Raw genomic sequence first — 18,072 nt, forward strand, 5'->3', positions numbered from 1 at the left:
TTTTATTTAGCTGTTTTTTACCAGAAAATAACCTATAGTTACGAACGCAAAAATATACTTTTTATTATTTACTATAACATGAAATAATATATTTTTACTAATCAAAATAATTTTAAATTAAACCCGTTTTTCTGACCTATGAAACAAGCTCTATTTGTGTACCTTTTTCTGCTTCCTATCTTGTCGTTTTCCCAGATAAATGGGAGCTTCACGATAGATTGGAAAACCAAAAAAGAGATGAGTTTCGGAGATTATAAAACGATTATTCCTTATTTCACCGGCAACAGTTTTCGATACGATTTTACCAAAAAAAGCATTTCGATCATGCTCAATCTGAGTCAATCGAGCGCTGTAAACGGCGGCTCTGTGCAAATTTCTAACGTATTATACGAAACTGTTTCGGCGGCAGAATTGGGAGATTTAAACCTTAACAGCCTTCCCGAAAAGCCAAATGAAACGCTAAAAAGTGTTCTTTCCAGAGACAGCAGGCAACTTTTTTTACTACTTTCTCCTATTATTAAAGAAGGAAACAGTTTTAAGCGAATCAAATCATTTTCATATCAAATAAGCGCTTCTTCAGCAAGAAGTTCGAATGCTACTGCTTTTCAAAAATCAGCTGCGGTTTACAATTCGGTTCTTTCCTCGGGGGAATGGTACCGATTTTATGTCGAAAAATCGGGAGTATATAGAATTTCGAGATCTTTTCTACAAAGTCTCGGGTTTGACCCCGCCAAAACCGACCCTAGAAGAATCAAAATCTACGGAAACGGCGGGAGAATGCTGCCACTTGCCAATAACATTTATTACCCAGAAGACCTTACCGAGAACGCCATTCAGGTTATAGGAGAAAACGACGGCATATTTAACAACGAGGATTATATACTTTTTTATGCTGAAGGGGTCGAAAATTGGAATTCAGAAAGCCAAACCAACCTTAACTTATACGACACAAAATCATATTATTACGTTACAACAGCCGGCGGTGACGGAAAAAGAATCGGAAACCTTGCGCAGCCGTCCGCAAATGCCTCTCTAGAACTGAACACGTTTGATGACTATCAATTTCATGAAATCGACCTCACCAATATCGGGCATTTGGGAAGACAATGGCTTGGCGAATCTTTCGACATCAATCAAGAACAGGAGTTTACATTTAACTTTCCTAACATAGAAGCTTCAGTTCCTGTAAAAATTGAGCTCAATGCCGCTTCAGCCGCGTATACTCCTACTTCTTTTTCAGTAAGCTCAAATGGACAGAACATCGGAACCATTAATTTTAATTCGCTAGCTACCAATTCTGAGACAAAATACTACAACGGAAAACTGCCCTCTGGTACAACTTTTACAGGATCTGAATCTGTAAAAATCAAATTGACATACAATAATAATGGTGTACCGGGTTCTAAAGGCTATCTGGATTACATAAATCTAACTGCAAAAAGAAAACTGCTAGGCACAGGAAAGCAATTCAGATTTCAGTATGACGCCGCAGGTTCCTCTACAGGAATCGTAAATTACACTATCGGAAACTCAACTTCCATTTCGCAAGTATGGGATATTACAGACCTATATAATATAGTACGTATTGAAAATGTCAATCAAAATTCTTTCAGCTTTAAAGCAACTTTGGGAGAAGTGCGAAAATACGTAGCTGTAGACCCCGCAGATTACTACACTCCTTTAAAAGACAATCAACCTAAAATCGCCAATCAGAACCTAAAAGGAACACTTTTAAGAAATTCACAAAACAGCTTTCAGGATCTTGATTATGTCATCATCACGCCAAAATCATTAGCTTCTCAAGCTGAAAAACTGGCCACCTTTCATCGCAATTCTTCAAACTTGAATACAAAGGTGATTACACTCGAAAATATCTATCAAGAGTTTTCTTCGGGCAAACAAGATATTGCCGCTATACGAAACTGCATTAGATATCTTTATCAAAACGCCTCTTCTAATGATAAAAGAATAAAATACGTTAATCTTTTTGGAGACGCATCATATGATTATAAGGACAGAATTTCAAACAACACGAATATTGTCCCGATTTATCACGCCTTAAACAGCACAACTTCTGGAGAGTCTTCTTTTGCTTCTGATGATTTCTACGGACTAATGGATGCTGACGAAGGAAACGTAACATCATTCTTTGGCGGAATTGACATTGCTGTCGGACGAATGTTGGTTGCAGATAATTCACAGGCGGCCGAAATGATTAACAAGGTTTTGGAATACCACGATTCAAAATCATATGGGAACTGGAGAAATAATTTTGTTCTAATAAGTGACGACTCCGATCAGGCATCAGACGCATCTCTGCAGTCAAGGCAAAACAACTTGGCTGATGTCATTGCATCAGAAAAACCTTTTTTTAATATCGACAAGATTTTTTTGGACTCTTACACTCAAGAAGCTTCAGCTGGAGGATCACGTTACCCAAAGGCGAGGTCCGATTTTTTTGATGCTTTTGAAAAAGGCGCTTTGGTCTTTAATTATTTAGGACATGGCGGCGAAGACGGTCTCGCAAGCGAAAGAATTTGGGAAAAATCGGATGGACAGAATCTCAACAATCAATACAAATATCCTTTGTTTATAACCATTACCTGTGAGTTTTCTCGATTTGACGACCCTACACGACCAACAGCAGGAGAATATACGTTTTGGAATCCAAAAGGCGGAGCAATTTCCATGTTAACCACAATAAGGTCTATCGGGCAATTTAATGCTGAAAACTTCAATGATAGCCTGAGCAGAAATCTCTTTTCATACGGATCGAATCAATATACAACTATCGCCGAGGCGCTGCGAATTTCGAAAAACGAAAATCCAAGTTCGGCCAGCAATGTTGTTTTTTACATAGGAGACCCAGCCTTAATGCTTGCCATTCCGAAGCCAAGAATTAATCTGACCAAAGTAAATGACATTGAGGTTTCTCAATCTATCCCTGATTTTAAATCTTTAGCAAAAATCAAAATCACGGGCGAAATCACAGATGAGAACAACAGTGTTTTAAGCAATTATAACGGAGAACTCGCTGCGGCCATTTTCGACAAAATGATCACAACTTCAACCTTAAACAATGACGGCAACAGTCCGGTAATGCAGTTTAAAAACCTTGGCGAAACTATTTTTAGAGGAAACGCCTCAGTAACCAACGGTCAGTTTGAATTTAGTTTTGTTGTTCCAAGAGACATCAGAATTCCTCTAGATAATGGAAGAATCAGCTTTTATTCCAAAAAAAATGAAACCCTTGAAAATCAATCGGGCTATAACACCAACATTAAAATTGGAGGAATTAACGAAAATGCACCTCAGGACAATATAAGTCCGAAAGTTAAGTTATATATGAATGATGAAACTTTTGTATCTGGTGGAATTACAAATGAATCGCCTTTTCTTTTAGCCTTTCTTGAAGATGAAAATGGGATAAATACAGCAAGTGGCATTGGGCATGACATTGTAGCGATTTTAGATGGAGATGTAAGCAATCCTTATATTTTGAATGATTATTATCAAACAAAATTAGACGATTACACCAACGGGAATTTACGTTTTCCGTTGCGTAATTTAGCTCCCGGACTGCATACAATAAGTTTTACCGCTTGGGACGTTTATAACAATCCTGTCACAAGCGAGATTCAGTTTACGGTGGTCGGAGACGAATCTTTAACATTGTCACATGTTCTTAATTATCCGAATCCCTTTTCGACTTATACAGAATTCTGGTTCTCGCACAACAGGCCTTACGAACCGCTGGACGTACAAGTTCAAGTAATGACGATTACAGGAAAAGTAGTCTGGACAAAAAACCAGACCGTTACCACCGAAGGCTTTTTATCTAGAGAAATTACGTGGGATGGCAGGGATGATTTTGGCGACAGAATCGGAAAAGGAGTTTATATTTATAAGCTTACCGTTAAATCGAATTTAACAAATAAAAAAGCAGAAAAATACGAAAAGCTTGTCATTTTATAATAATCTATATATTTGCATCACCAACCCATTAGTCCCATAAATGAGAAAAATATCACTTCTATTAGTTTGTTTCTTTACGATTTATAATATTCAAGCCCAAGAGTCAAGGCCTATTACAACGGGAGTACCTTTTCTTTTAGTCGCTGCAGATGCCAGAGCTGCCGGTCTTGCCGATCAGGGTGTCGCTACATCATCAGACGTCTTTTCACAACAGTGGAATCCCGCAAAATATGCTTTTGCAGAAGACGCACAAGGCCTGTCTATTAGTTACACTCCTTATTTAACAGACCTTGCCAACGACATTTCGTTAGGACAATTAACCTATTACAACAAAATAAACGAGAGAAGTGCATTTGCAGGAAGTTTTCGCTATTTTGGTTTTGGAGATATCGAGCTCAGACAAACTGGAGACCCAAACGAAGTTGCCAGAAGAGTAAATCCAAACGAATTTGCATTAGACGGATCTTATTCACTTAAACTAAGCGAAACCTTCTCGATGGCTGTGGGGGCGCGTTTTATAAATTCTAATTTAAAAGTAGCTTCAGAAGATGTTGATGCATCTGCCGCTAGAACATTTGCGGTTGATATTGCAGCTTTTTACCAATCTGAAGAAATTGCCTATCAAGATTTCAACGGAAGATGGAGAGCGGGTATTAATCTTCAGAACCTTGGACCGAAAATCAGCTACGACAGAGATGACTTTAGCACTAATTTCTTGCCCGCAAATTTGAGAATAGGGGGAGGATTTGAATTTATTTTTGACGACTACAACAAATTTGCCCTAAGTGCTGAACTTACAAAACTTTTAGTGCCAACCCCTCCAGGACTTCAGGCCGCTATTGACGGAAATGGCGACGGAGATTTTGACGACCCTGAGGATATTACACAGCAACAAGCTACAGATGCTGCATACAACGATTACCGAAACATAGGATGGGTTTCTGGGATTTTCAAATCATTTGGAGATGCCCCTGGCGGATTCAAGGAAGAAATGAAAGAAATCACCTATAGCGTTGCAGGAGAATACATGTACCAAGATTCTTTTGCAATGAGACTTGGATATTACCATGAAAGTCCAGAAAAAGGAGCAAAACAATTTTTCTCACTTGGAGCTGGATTCAAATACAATATTATCAAGGTAGACGTTTCTTACCTATTCTCTGCTTCGAAAGTTAAAAATCCGTTAGAAAACACGCTTCGTTTCTCTTTAACATTTAACTTTGGTGACAAATACGAGACTTATTAAAAAAATAATTAATTAAGAATAATACAATCCAAATTTCTGCTTATCAGAAATTTGGATTTTTTTTCCAATAAAGAGAATGAAAGAAATCAGCATAAACTCCTCATTTACAATATACGAAAACACAAAAGAACTTCCAGAAGACATTCAGGAACTAATGAATCAGGCGGTTGAGATAAGAAAAAAAGCCTATGCGCCTTACTCAAAATTTAGAGTCGGTGCCGCCTTATTGCTGGACAACGGAAAAGTAGTTCTGGGATCTAATCAGGAAAACGCCGCCTACCCTTCCGGATTATGCGCAGAGCGTACTGCTATCTTTTACGCCGGAAGCATCTATCCCGAATCAAAAATCTTAAAAATGGCCATTACAGCGGCCTCAGACACCAATCAAACACAGGCACCAATTCCGCCATGTGGTTCTTGCAGACAGTCGATTGCCGAATACGAAATAAAGCAGGAAACCCCTATCGAAATCTATTTTATGGGCGAAATAGGCGAAGTTTACAAATCGGCATCCCTTAAAAATTTGCTTCCATTAATGTTCGATAAAAAGTTCTTGTAAAAAAAAGCCAAAAAGTAGCTTTTAAATTTTAGTTCTTAAATGTAATGTCTTATTTTTGCATCCCGACCTTTCGGGCGCAAATTTGTGGGAGGAAACTATTTTGCGTTACAGGCACAATAATCGATAACACAAACAACTTTAGCAAAAGAAAGAATTCAGATGAAAGAAGTTACAAAAGAGGTATATTTAAAGTGGTATGAAGACATGCTGCTTTGGAGAAAGTTTGAAGACAAACTTGCAGCATTATACATTCAACAAAAAGTTAGAGGTTTTTTACACCTATATAATGGTCAGGAAGCCGTATTAGCGGGAGCTCTTCACGCTATGGACCTGACTAAAGACAAAATGATTACTGCTTACAGAAATCACGTACAGCCAATTGGTATGGGAGTTGATCCTAGAAACGTAATGGCAGAGCTTTTAGGAAAAGCAACTGGAACTTCTAAAGGTATGGGAGGTTCTATGCACATTTTCTCTAAAGAACATGGTTTTTATGGAGGACACGGAATCGTAGGTGCTCAAATTCCTGTAGGAGCCGGTATTGCCTTTGCAGACAAATATTTCAACACTGGCGGTGTTACCATGACTTACTTTGGCGATGGAGCTGCAAGACAAGGTTCTCTTCACGAAGCTTTCAATATGGCTATGTTATGGAAACTTCCGGTTGTATTTATCGTTGAAAACAACGGTTATGCAATGGGAACTTCTGTAGAAAGAACTGCAAACCACACTGACATCTGGAAATTAGGTTTAGGTTACGAAATGCCTTGCGGACCTGTTGACGGAATGAATCCTGTAAAAGTTGCTGAAGCAATGCACGAAGCTATTGAAAGAGCTCGTCGCGGAGACGGACCGACTTTCCTTGAAATGAAAACATACCGATACAGAGGACACTCAATGTCTGATGCACAATTATACCGTTCTAAAGAAGAGGTTGAAGAGTACAAAAAAATCGACCCGATTACACAAGTTCTTGACGTAATCTTAGATCAAAAATATGCTACACAAGAAGAAATCGAAGTAATTGACCAACGAGTTAAAGACTTAGTTGAAGAGTGTGCGAAATTCGCTGAAGAATCTCCGTACCCAGATTTGCAACAATTATACGATGTAGTATACGCACAAGAAGACTATCCATTTACACCTCATAAATTATAAGAATTATGGCAATTAAAGTAACTATGCCTCGTTTGAGCGATACAATGACGGAAGGAACGGTAGCGACTTGGCTTAAAAAAGTAGGCGATAAAGTAAGCGAAGGTGATATCTTAGCTGAAATTGAAACAGACAAAGCAACAATGGAGTTCGAATCTTTTAACGAAGGAACTCTTTTACATATCGGAATCCAAGCTGGAGAAACCGCTCCAGTCGATTCATTATTAGCGATTATCGGTAACGAGGGAGAAGACATTTCTGCTCTTTTAGCTGGTGGAGACGCTCCGGCAGCTGAAGCCCCAAAAGCAGATGCTCCTGCAGCTGAAGCAAAAACGGAAACTGCTGCTCCTGCAAAAGCTGCAACAGAATTACCAAAAGGTGTTGTTGTAGTAACTATGCCACGTTTAAGTGATACAATGACAGAAGGTACAGTGGCCACTTGGTTGAAAAAAGTTGGCGATACTGTAGCTGAAGGAGATATTTTGGCAGAAATTGAAACAGACAAAGCGACTATGGAGTTTGAGTCTTTCAATGCTGGTACATTATTATACATCGGAATTCAAGAAGGAAATACTGCTCCTGTTGACAGCTTATTAGCGATTATCGGACCTGCTGGTACTGACATTTCTGGAATTGCTGACAACTTTACTGCCGGAGGTGCTGCAACTGCAAGCGCTCCTGCTGCTGAAGAAACAAAAGCTGCCCCTGCTGCCGAAAAAGCGCCAGAAGCTGCTGCTGAAACTTCAAACGGAGGAAGAATTTTAGCTTCACCTTTAGCTAAAAAAATCGCTTCTGACAAAGGAATCCAATTATCTCAAGTAAAAGGATCTGGAGAAAACGGACGTATCGTAAAAAGCGATATCGAGAACTTTACTCCATCTGCTCAGGCCCAAACCGCTGCTTCGGCACCTGCTGCTAAACAAGAAGCATCTGCTCCTGCTGCTCCAAAAGTATTTGTTCCTGCTGGTGAAGTTTTCACAGAAGAGATTAAAAACTCTCAAATGCGTAAAATCATTGCAAAACGTCTTTCTGAGTCATTATTCACTGCTCCTCACTACAACTTAGTAATCGAGGTTAGCATGGACGAAGCAATGCAAGCAAGAACTGCCATTAATAGTGTTCCTGATACAAAAGTATCTTTTAACGATATGGTAATCAAAGCTTGTGCTTTGGCATTGAAAAAACACCCAAAAATCAACTCTACTTGGAAAGAAGATGCTATCATCATCAACCACCACGTAAACATTGGTGTTGCTGTAGCTGTTGAAGACGGATTAGTTGTTCCTGTATTGAAATTTACTGACGCTATGAGTTTATCTCAAATCGGTGGTTCAGTAAGAGATCTTGCTGGAAGAGCTAAAAACAAAAAATTAGGACCACAAGAAATGGAAGGAAGTACTTTTACAGTATCTAACCTTGGTATGTTTGGTATTACTGAATTCAACTCAATTATCAACCAGCCAAACTCTGCTATCCTTTCTGTAGGTGCAATTGTTGAGAAACCAGTAGTTAAAAACGGTCAAATCGTAGTTGGAAACACCATGATGTTATCATTGGCTTGCGACCACAGAACAATTGACGGTGCAACTGGCGCTCAGTTCTTACAAACATTAAAACAATACATCGAAAGCCCAGTTACAATGTTGGCGTAATCGTTGTTAATTTTATAATTAAATCCCGTTCCGAAGTTTTGGAACGGGATTTTTTGTTTAATTTTCATCCTCAAATTCAAAACCTCACAAAATGAAGAAACTAATTCTTGTCGCTTTATTTCTTACAGCAATTGCCTGCCAGAAAAAAGAGCAAACAGAAAAAACTACTGCTGTTGTTGACGAACATAGCTATTCTAAACCAGAACTTGCTGTTGCAAAACATCTTGACCTTGATATAAAAGTCGATTTTGACACACAAACGATTTCAGGTAAAGCGTCTTGGACAATTGAAAATAGCAGCAAAGGAAACGAAATTATTTTCGACGAAAATAATTTAAATATCACCAAAGTTACTCTTGGTGATGACGAAAAAGAAACCAAATTTGAACTCGGAAAAGATGTTGAATTCCACGGAAAACCGCTTCATATTACAATCGAGCCAAATACAACCAAAGTAAACATTTATTACAGTACAACTAAAGATGCAGTAGCTTTACAGTGGTTAAAACCAGAACAGACTGCAGACAAAAAGAAACCGTTCTTGTTCTCTCAGGGAGAAAGTGTTTGGTCAAGAACCTGGATCCCGTGTCAGGATTCTCCGGGCATTCGTTTTACTTATAATGCAAAAGTTACAGTTCCGAAAGATTTATTAGCGGTTATGAGCGCTGTAAATCCACAGAAGAAAAACGATACTGGGGTTTATACTTTTAAACAAGATAAAGCGATTCCGTCTTATTTAATGGCTATTGCAGTTGGAGATATCGAATTTCAGTCAATCGACAACAGAACTGGTGTTTATGCAGAACCATCTGTTTTAAAAAGCGCGGCTTATGAATTTGCTGAGCTAGGCAAAATGGTAAATGCGGCAGAAAAATTATACGGACCATACCGATGGGGACGTTATGATGTTTTGGTTTTACCTCCAAGTTTTCCTTATGGCGGAATGGAGAATCCGAACCTGACTTTCTTAACACCTGGAGTAATTGCTGGAGATCGTTCGTTAACGAGTTTATTAGCGCATGAATTAGGACACAGCTGGAGTGGCAACTTAGTTACAAACGCGACTTGGGACGATATTTGGCTAAACGAAGGTTTTACAACTTATGTAGAACACAGAATTGGCGAAGCTATTTTCGGAAAGAAAGAATTTGACATGCAAAACGTTATCACCAACAAAGAATTAGTTGATAATGTTGCGGAATACGGGGATACAAATCCAGACACAAGATTAAAAGTAAGTCTCACAAACAGAAACCCTGACGATGGAATCAGCCAGATTCCTTATGTAAAAGGATATGCGTTTTTAAGAGTTATTGAAAATGCTGTCGGAAGAGAAAAATTCGACCCGTTTATTAAGAATTATTTCGATTCTCATGCTTTCCAATCGATCACCACAGAAGATTTTGTAAAGTATTTAAACGAAAATCTTATTAAGGGAGACAAAGCTTTAGCAGATAAAATCAAATTAGAAGAGTGGATTTACAAACCGGGAATTCCATCCAATATTCTTCCTGTCAGTTCAGCAGAATTTGATGCTATTGATGCAATTCAAAAAAGTTGGAGAGAAACTGGCGTTGCCGGTTTAAACAAAAAAATCACTACAACTGCCGAAAAACAGCATTTTATAGATCATTTGCCAGCTGATATTACAGCAAAAGAAATGGAAGCAATTGACAAAGAATTCAACTTTACGAAAGGCGGGAATTTCATCATCAAGCGTCAATGGTTTGTTCAGGCAATTCGTCATCAATACAAAGCCGCCGATCCTGCAATTGAACAATTTTTGATAGGAATAAGCAGAACAGGTTCTGTGATGATGCTTTATAAAGAAATGGCTAAAACTCCAGAAGGGAAAGTTTGGGCTAAAAAAGTATTTGATAAAGCAAAATCTGGTTATCATGCTACGACTATTCAGGCTGTTGAAGGGGTTTTGAAATAGTATTCAGTTTACAGTTTAAAAGTACTCAGTTTAAAAACTGAAAACTCAAAAAATCCCCGATTACATTGTAAACGGGGATTTTTTATGCGCACTATTTGTCATTTCGACCGAAGGGAGAAATCTCACTAGAAACTTCGCCAATCTTTGTGGTTACGCGTGCGATTTCTCCCTTCGGTCGAAATGACAAACTGCATGGAAAATCATACAGAACAACTCCAATCTTTGTCGAGCTTCTTGCGGAGATCCTTCCTTCGTCAGGATGACAAACTAGACGACAATATTTAAACAAAAGCATCCTTTTGAAACCAAGTGCCCTAGCCCAGATTGGAGTGGAAAGCCCGGAACTGCAAACCTTGATTTTTCTTGCCAGAAAACAGCGACCAACGGAAGCTCGTTTTATGGCTTAGAAAATCAGGGTTTGCAGTGAGGACTTGAAACGGAAAGCTGGATCAGCTCCTGAAAAAAAGCTCAGGGAAAATTATCCATCACATAGCGTCAATCCTCCATGTTCTAAAATCTGTAATCGTTGCAACTTTGTAATGTCAAAAGACAACAACAAATAACAACTTTAAAAATTAAATAAAATGACACGATTAACAGCATTAAACCCAGAAGAAGTAACAGGAAAAACTAAAGATTTATTCAACGCTGTGCAAGCAAAATTGGGCGTTGTACCAAACATGATGAGAACAATGGGAAATTCTCCAGCAGTTTTGGAAGGATACTTGAATTTGAGCGGTGCTTTGAGCCACGGAAAATTAAGCGCAAAAACAGGTGAATTGATTGCATTAGCAGTTTCAGAAAGCAACTCTTGTGATTACTGTTTAGCAGCTCACACTTTTATTGGGGAAAAATTAGTGAAAGCAGACCCAGCAGTTTTAAAAGCTGCGAGAACAGGAAATTCTGATGATGCTAAAACAGAAGCGATTTTACAATTGGCGAAAACCTTAATCAGCAAAGGTGGTTTGGTAAATGATGAAGATGTAAATAAAGCGAAAAACGCAGGAGTTTCTGATGCTGAAATTGCCGAAACTGTTGCACATACCGCTTTGAACGTATTAACAAACTACTTCAACAATTTAGCCAATACTGAAATTGATTTTCCTGCAGTATAATTAAACAGCACTTTCACAATAACAAAAAACGATGTATAAAGATAGCTCCGAATTTATTTGAGAGCTATCTTTATATTTCCAAAAATGAAATAAATCATGAGTTCCCAAAATGTTTTTACTTTAATAAATCCGCAAAATGGTAATTTGGCTTTTAAGATTCTTTCTTTTGATGACAACAGTCATTTCGATCATTTGCAGCGAAACAATTATTACTCTTTAATTTGGGTTACCAAAGGAAAAGGCAAAGTAAAAGCCGATTTTGCAGAACATCAATTTGAAGAAAACTCACTTCTGGCCTTTTCGCCTTATCAACCTTTTATGCTTTGCGTGAGTGAACCGATTGAAGGAATCGCGATTCATTTTCACCCTGATTTTTATTGCATTCACATGCATCAGAAAGAGGTTTCGTGCAATGGGGTTTTGTTCAATAATATTTATCAGCCTCCTTATGTTCAAGTTACAGAACAAGCGGCAACAACTTTTAAAATGGTGATTGAACAAATGAAAGCTGAAATCCAGAATGCAGAATTGGCGCAATACGAATTATTGATTTCCTATTTGAAAATCTTTTTAATTACGGCTTCACGATTAAAAACAGAACAACTGGAAGAAATGAAATCGGTTCCGGATGCAAAAGAACCCATAATTCTTCAAAACTTGAAAGATGCGATTGAACTGAATTTCAAAACCAAACATTCGGCTGGAAATTATGCCGATTTATTGAATATTTCTCCAAAAGCATTGGCCAAGATAGCCAAGAACTATTTCAACAAAACTTTGACTGGTTTAATTTCAGAAAGAATTATTATTGAAGCCAAAAGAGAATTGTACATGACCAACAAAACCGTAAAAGAAATAGCCTATGAATTAGGTTATGATGACGAACATTATTTCAGCCGTTTCTTTAAAACCAATGCAGATGTTTCGCCTCAAATCTATCGTGAAACGGTTGGTTTTGGAAAAATGGAAGCTTAAAGTTTGCAGTCGCAGTCCGCTGATTACTGTAAACTGTTACTGATTACTTATTTTTCGCTTCAATCCATTTTGACATGTACATGGTGCTTTTAAAAGCATGATGCTGGAGAAGATTTCCCATAAAATTATGAAGTCGATGGCTTTCAGAATCCATCAAAAGTGAGTTTACCAATGAAATCAATTTCTCTGAATAATTCTTTTTTTGATAGCATTTATTAATGATTTCTATTCCATTTTTTTGAGCTTCTTTCCAAAGATTTTCATCTTGATAAAGTGCAATTGCTTTTTTTGAAAATTCTAATGGGTTGTCTTCAATAAAACCATTCCAAGATAAATTGGCATGCATGGCTTCAGAGCCAATTGAAGTCGTTGCACTTGGCGTTCCGCATTGCATGGCTTCTAATAATTTTCCTTTCAGCCCTGCTCCAAAACGAATTGGCGCCAGAACAACTCTGGCTTTTTTCACAATTTCATTGGCATCTTCTGCCCTTCCCATAATGAAAAATCCATTTTTAGGCTGATGTAACTGTAATACTTTTTGCGAAGGATAAGCGCCGTACACTTCCAAAACCGCTTCCGGAAAATCTTTTTTTACAGAAGGCCAGATTGCTTCTTTCAAATGCTGAACGGTATTCCAATTGGGTTCATGAAGAAAATTTCCGATAAAAACAAAATTCTTTCGTTCCTCAAAAGAAGGCAATTTTAGAAGCTGTTCTTCTTTCATTTCATCAACCAAAAAAGGAAGATAAAAAAGTAAGTCTTCATTAATTTTGAAAACCTCTTTTAGGATATTCATTTCAAATTCAGAAATAATTAGAGACAGATCACATCTTAAAATGCTGGCGATTTCTCTTTTTGCCACTTCTTCAGACAACAAATCAAAAAGTGCGAAAGGGCGGTTTTCTTTAAAAGCTTTTTGTCGAGCTGTTCGAAGACAATGCAAATCTTCGGTATCTAAAATTCGGATTGCCTTTGGACAGTTTTCAATCACTCTCCATCCAAATTGTTCTTCAATCATAAAACGATCAAACAAGACAACATCTGGATTTAATTCTTTTGCAAAATCATCAAAACTCGAAGAATTAAGTTCGATATTTCTTTTGACGACCCCAAACTCACCTAAATCAACCATAAAATCACTGTCTTGGGCCGCGCTTGCAAATGTGACTTCAAATCCATTTTCTTTGAAAATAGAAATCAACTGCATCATTCTTCCACCTGCTGCAGACGAGTTGGGTTCTGGCCATACAAAGCCAATAATTAAAAGTTTTTTCAGCCGTTCCATCTTAATTGGTTTCATTTTACAAAATAATAGTTTTTTGAACATTTTTGAACCATTTTTACTAACTTTTGGTTGTAAAAAAAGACTAATTTTGCAGCACATAAATTACCGCTGTCATGTTAGGATTAAAATTAGCCACAGACCCTCGCTGGGTAAATATCGTTGAGTCAAATATCGAAGAAATTCTGACCGACCACGCCTGGTGCGAACAAAAAGCTGCTTCGAATGCCATAAGCATCGTAACCTACAATTCTGAAATAGAAGAATTGGTAACCGAGATGCTAGTTATCGCAAGAGAAGAATTAGAGCATTTTCAAATGGTTCACAACATCATTAAAGAGCGTGGACTGACTTTAGGACGCGAGCGAAAAGACCATTACGTGAATGAACTTTTTAAATTCATGAAAAAAGATGGAAGCCGAAGAGATGCGCTTTGTGACCGATTGTTATTTTCTGCCATGATCGAAGCCAGAAGCTGTGAGCGTTTTAAAGTGCTTTCAGAAAATATTCAGGACAAAGAATTGGCTAAATTCTACCGCGACTTAATGATTTCTGAAGCCGGACATTACACAACATTTTTAGGATTCGCCAGAAAATATCAAGACAATATTGACATTGACAAAAGATGGAAAGAATGGATTGAATATGAAGGTTCTATTATTACCAACTACGGTAAAAAAGAAACCGTTCACGGATAAAACTCCTTTTTTATTTCATTCCCCAAATCAATCACAATACCGCATCTACGCCTATATGTCTAAAATTACATCAAAACCGTTCTTATTAAAAACTGCTAAATACACAGGAATTACACTTGCCGTAATTTTAGCATTACTTTTTGTTACCCCTATTCTTTTTGCAGATCAGATTAAGGAAAAAATAAAAAAAACTGCAAACGAAAGCTTAACGGCAGAACTTAACTATTCGGACGTCTCTGTTTCTTTTTTTCGTCATTTTCCGTCGCTGACTTTAACTCTTAACGACTTACAATTAAATGGTTCTGCTCCCTACAAAAATGAAAAATTCATTACAGCAAAAGAAGTTTCTTTTGGCATTGATGTCCTAAGTCTAATTTTTAGCAAATCAGCAAAAATTGATGAAATCTATTTGTCAGATTCTTTTATTAATGTAAAGGTAAACTCAAATGGTGAAGCAAATTACAACGTTTATAAATCTACCCCACAGGATTCTAAGCCAGAAGACAGCTCCTCCAATACAGCTTTAAAACTTGACCGAATAGAAATCTTAAACAGCAAAATTATTTACGACGATCAATCGACAAAAGTGCATTTTGATGCATTTGGCTTTGATTATCTAGGAAAAGGCGATTTAAATAAAGCGGTATTTGACCTTCATTCAAAAGCAAAAATCGAGAAGCTGAATATTATTTATGACAACGAACCTTACTTAATGAACAAAAAGGTAGATGCTGATCTTATTACTCAGGTCAACATGAACTCTTTGTCATTCTTTTTTCAGCAAAACAACCTAAAAATCAATCAATTGTCAGTGGATTTTGAAGGAAAATTTGATTTCTTGAAAGACGGTTACAATATGGATTTTGTTATAAAATCTGATGATAGCGAACTGTATGATGTGTTTACGGCCTTTCCTCCAAAATACGTTACCTGGCTTTCTAAAACAGATTTAAAAGGAAATACGAATCTACTTTTGACCTTAAAAGGAAAATATATCGCATCACAAAACATCGCACCCGATTTAAATTTCGATTTAAAAATAGAAGATGGTTTTATAAATTATGACAATAGCGATTTTCCGATTTCGGACTTAAATATCGAAATCAAAAGCAAACTCCCTTCCTTAAGACCAAATTCACTAATTGTTAATGCGGCCAATTTATCTTTAAATGTCGGTGAGGATTATTTTAAATCGAAATTTTACCTGGAAGGAATAGACACACCCATAGTAGATGCTGAATTTAATGCTAAAATTGATCTTGAAAAACTCAATAAAGGATTAGGAGTTCCTGGCTTGACCTTAAAAGGAATTTTAGTCGGAGACGTTAAGGCCAAAGGTAAATTCGACAGAAAAAACAAGCTGTTTCCTATTGCAAACGGCGCAATAGAATTAAAAAAAGGATTTGTGAAAACCAGTCATTATCCTAATCCCATTACCAATATTGAATTTAAAACAACGATCGAGGATAAAAAAGGAACTTTTGAAGACCTCAAATTATACCTTAAACCTGCTCAATTTACTTTTGAAGGAAAGCCAGTTTTTGTTCAGGCTTTATTAAATAATTTTGCTGATTTAAATTATGATGTTACAGCAAAAGGCGAACTTGATGTACAAAAAATATATAAAGTTTTCTCGCATAAAGGACTGAACTTAGATGGTTTTATAAAAGCTGACTTGGCCTTAAAAGGAAAGCAAAGCGATGCCTTAAATGGAAATTACGACCAACTCAACAATAAAGGAACTTTAGAGATCAGAAACATTGGAATCAAATCAGAATTTCTGCCTCAAAAGTTCATTATAAGAGATGGCCTTTTTAAAATTAATCAGGATAAAATCTTTTTTAATGATTTCTTGGCATCCTACGGTAAGTCTGATTTTAGAATGAATGGCTATCTGCAAAATGCAATCAACTACGCCACAAGACGAAAAGGAATTTTAAGGGGTTCGTTTACCGTCTCTTCGAAATATCTTAATGTTGACGAATTTATGTTTAATAATACCCCAGACACACATGCATCAAAGAGCGAAAAACAGTCTGGAGTAATTATAATTCCTGACAACTTTGATCTAGAGCTTATAGCAAATGCTCAAAAAGTTTATTTTGACAAATTGCTACTCGAAAATGCAGGAGGCAATCTAAAAATAAACAATAACAGACTTACGATGCAGCAAACAGGCTTTAATTTAATTGGTTGTCGTGTTGTTATGAATGGAAATTATGAGGCTGTTAATACGCAAAATGCTAATTTTGATTACAAAATCAAAGCATCTGATTTTGATATCAAAAGAGCATACAATGAAATTGATGTATTCAGAAAAATGGCAAGTGTTGCAGAAAAAGCACATGGAATCGTGTCTCTCGATTATCAGCTGCGAGGCAAATTAAACGGTAATATGAATCCTGTCTATCCTTCACTCGTTGGCGGGGGAGTACTTTCTGTAAAAGATGTAAAAATAAGAGGTTTGAAAATGTTTAATGCCGTAAGCAAACAAACAGGTTCTGAATCGATGAAAAATCCGGATGTTTCTAAAGTTGACATAAAAACTACCGTAAGGAACAACATCATGACTATAGAGCGATTTAAATTCAAATTTGCGGGCTTTAGGCCAAGAATTGAAGGAACAACAAGTCTTGATGGAAAACTAAATCTTAAAATGCGTTTAGGATTGCCTCCTTTTGGTATCTTCGGAATTCCGATAACGGTTACAGGCACAGGAGAAAATCCCAAAGTAAAAGTTGGACATAAAACAGAAGAGCCAGAATAAACAACAGATAGCGAAAAGATATTTCAAACTGTAAATCGCAATTAAATACCACAAGCCTTTGCCAAAGTTTCAAAAAACTGCAGCAAAGGTTTTTTTTATCTATTATAACAAACTTAAATGTATGTCAAAAATGAACAACAGAAGAACATTCATTTTCAAATTGTAAATACTGCCAAGGCTAAATACATCGAAAGTATCCGTCCCAAAAAAATGGTTCGATATCGAGATCATCGACAAGGAAAAACGCACAACAACAATTCCATTAATGCAAAATGACAGATGGAATTTTCTTTGAATTCGAGGGAATTTCTTTTGAAGGAAAGGAAGGAGAAAAATTCATCTTTGACTACATTCAGAAAAACTAAAAAAGAGATTCCGTTTTTTTATAAAAAAAAACCCGATCATTTCTGAACGGGTTTTGTAAAAAGTAATCTTTAGATTATTATGCCTCAAATGGGATAATAGATACATAAGATTTGTTATCTCTTTTCTTTTGGAACTTAACAACTCCATCAACTTTAGCATGTAAAGTGTGATCTTTACTAATGTAAACGTTTTCACCTGGATTGTGTTTAGAACCTCTTTGTCTTACGATGATGTTTCCAGCAATAGCAGCTTGACCACCATAAATCTTAACGCCTAGACGTTTTGATTCTGATTCTCTACCATTCTTCGAACTACCGACACCTTTCTTGTGAGCCATGACGTA

Annotated in this window: 12 protein-coding genes; 10 read left to right on the top strand and 2 right to left on the bottom strand. The window is 36.9% G+C overall.

The genetic code is table 11. From position 1 onward, the window contains the following. Nucleotides 1-138: 138 nt before the first annotated feature. The 8 genes from porU to E0W73_RS15665 all read left to right on the top strand — a co-directional run bounded on the left by porU (nucleotide 139) and on the right by E0W73_RS15665 (nucleotide 12,616). Nucleotides 139-3,975, top strand: coding sequence for a type IX secretion system sortase PorU (gene porU, locus E0W73_RS15630; RefSeq protein WP_135222984.1), 3,837 nt, complete (start codon nucleotides 139-141; stop codon nucleotides 3,973-3,975). 40 nt (nucleotides 3,976-4,015) lie between these two features. Next, the gene (porV, locus tag E0W73_RS15635) at nucleotides 4,016-5,221 is read left to right on the top strand and encodes a type IX secretion system outer membrane channel protein PorV (RefSeq protein ID WP_135222985.1); all 1,206 of its coding nucleotides are present in this window, start codon (nucleotides 4,016-4,018) and stop codon (nucleotides 5,219-5,221) included. A gap of 76 nt (nucleotides 5,222-5,297) precedes the next feature. Beyond that, nucleotides 5,298-5,780 (top strand): cytidine deaminase, encoded by a 483-nt coding sequence (gene cdd / locus E0W73_RS15640; protein WP_135222986.1) that lies wholly within the window; start codon nucleotides 5,298-5,300, stop codon nucleotides 5,778-5,780. Between the two features lie 159 nt (nucleotides 5,781-5,939). Beyond that, nucleotides 5,940-6,938, top strand: coding sequence for a pyruvate dehydrogenase (acetyl-transferring) E1 component subunit alpha (gene pdhA, locus E0W73_RS15645; protein WP_095928018.1), 999 nt, complete (start codon nucleotides 5,940-5,942; stop codon nucleotides 6,936-6,938). 5 nt (nucleotides 6,939-6,943) lie between these two features. Beyond that, on the top strand, nucleotides 6,944-8,587 hold the full coding sequence (locus tag E0W73_RS15650) for a pyruvate dehydrogenase complex dihydrolipoamide acetyltransferase (protein WP_135222987.1): 1,644 nt from the start codon (nucleotides 6,944-6,946) through the stop codon (nucleotides 8,585-8,587). 91 nt (nucleotides 8,588-8,678) lie between these two features. Then, a complete protein-coding gene (locus tag E0W73_RS15655; protein WP_135222988.1) occupies nucleotides 8,679-10,526 on the top strand; it encodes a hydrolase/aminopeptidase in 1,848 nt (615 codons plus the stop codon). Between the two features lie 584 nt (nucleotides 10,527-11,110). Beyond that, nucleotides 11,111-11,641 (top strand): carboxymuconolactone decarboxylase family protein, encoded by a 531-nt coding sequence (locus E0W73_RS15660; RefSeq protein WP_135222989.1) that lies wholly within the window; start codon nucleotides 11,111-11,113, stop codon nucleotides 11,639-11,641. A gap of 96 nt (nucleotides 11,642-11,737) precedes the next feature. Beyond that, entirely contained in the window at nucleotides 11,738-12,616 is an 879-nt protein-coding gene (locus tag E0W73_RS15665; RefSeq protein WP_135222990.1) for a helix-turn-helix domain-containing protein, read from the top strand. A gap of 43 nt (nucleotides 12,617-12,659) precedes the next feature. Here the strand turns inward: E0W73_RS15665 and E0W73_RS15670 are convergent, their stop codons facing one another. Further along, a complete protein-coding gene (locus tag E0W73_RS15670) occupies nucleotides 12,660-13,901 on the bottom strand; it encodes a glycosyltransferase family 4 protein (RefSeq protein WP_135223058.1) in 1,242 nt (413 codons plus the stop codon). Between the two features lie 113 nt (nucleotides 13,902-14,014). On the opposite strand from E0W73_RS15670, the gene miaE reads away from it, so the two are divergent. Further along, a complete protein-coding gene (miaE, locus tag E0W73_RS15675) occupies nucleotides 14,015-14,596 on the top strand; it encodes a tRNA-(ms[2]io[6]A)-hydroxylase (protein WP_135222991.1) in 582 nt (193 codons plus the stop codon). Between the two features lie 55 nt (nucleotides 14,597-14,651). Continuing rightward, nucleotides 14,652-17,363 carry an AsmA-like C-terminal region-containing protein gene (locus E0W73_RS15680; protein ID WP_135222992.1) on the top strand — a complete coding sequence of 904 codons (2,712 nt, stop codon included), beginning with the start codon at nucleotides 14,652-14,654 and terminating at the stop codon, nucleotides 17,361-17,363. 442 nt (nucleotides 17,364-17,805) lie between these two features. Here the strand turns inward: E0W73_RS15680 and rpmA are convergent, their stop codons facing one another. Continuing rightward, entirely contained in the window at nucleotides 17,806-18,066 is a 261-nt protein-coding gene (gene rpmA, locus E0W73_RS15685) for a 50S ribosomal protein L27 (protein WP_008466657.1), read from the bottom strand. Nucleotides 18,067-18,072 lie beyond the last annotated feature (6 nt).

The sequence above is a fragment of the Flavobacterium foetidum genome, from assembly GCF_004634245.1.
Classification (GTDB): Bacteria; Bacteroidota; Bacteroidia; order Flavobacteriales; family Flavobacteriaceae; genus Flavobacterium; species Flavobacterium foetidum.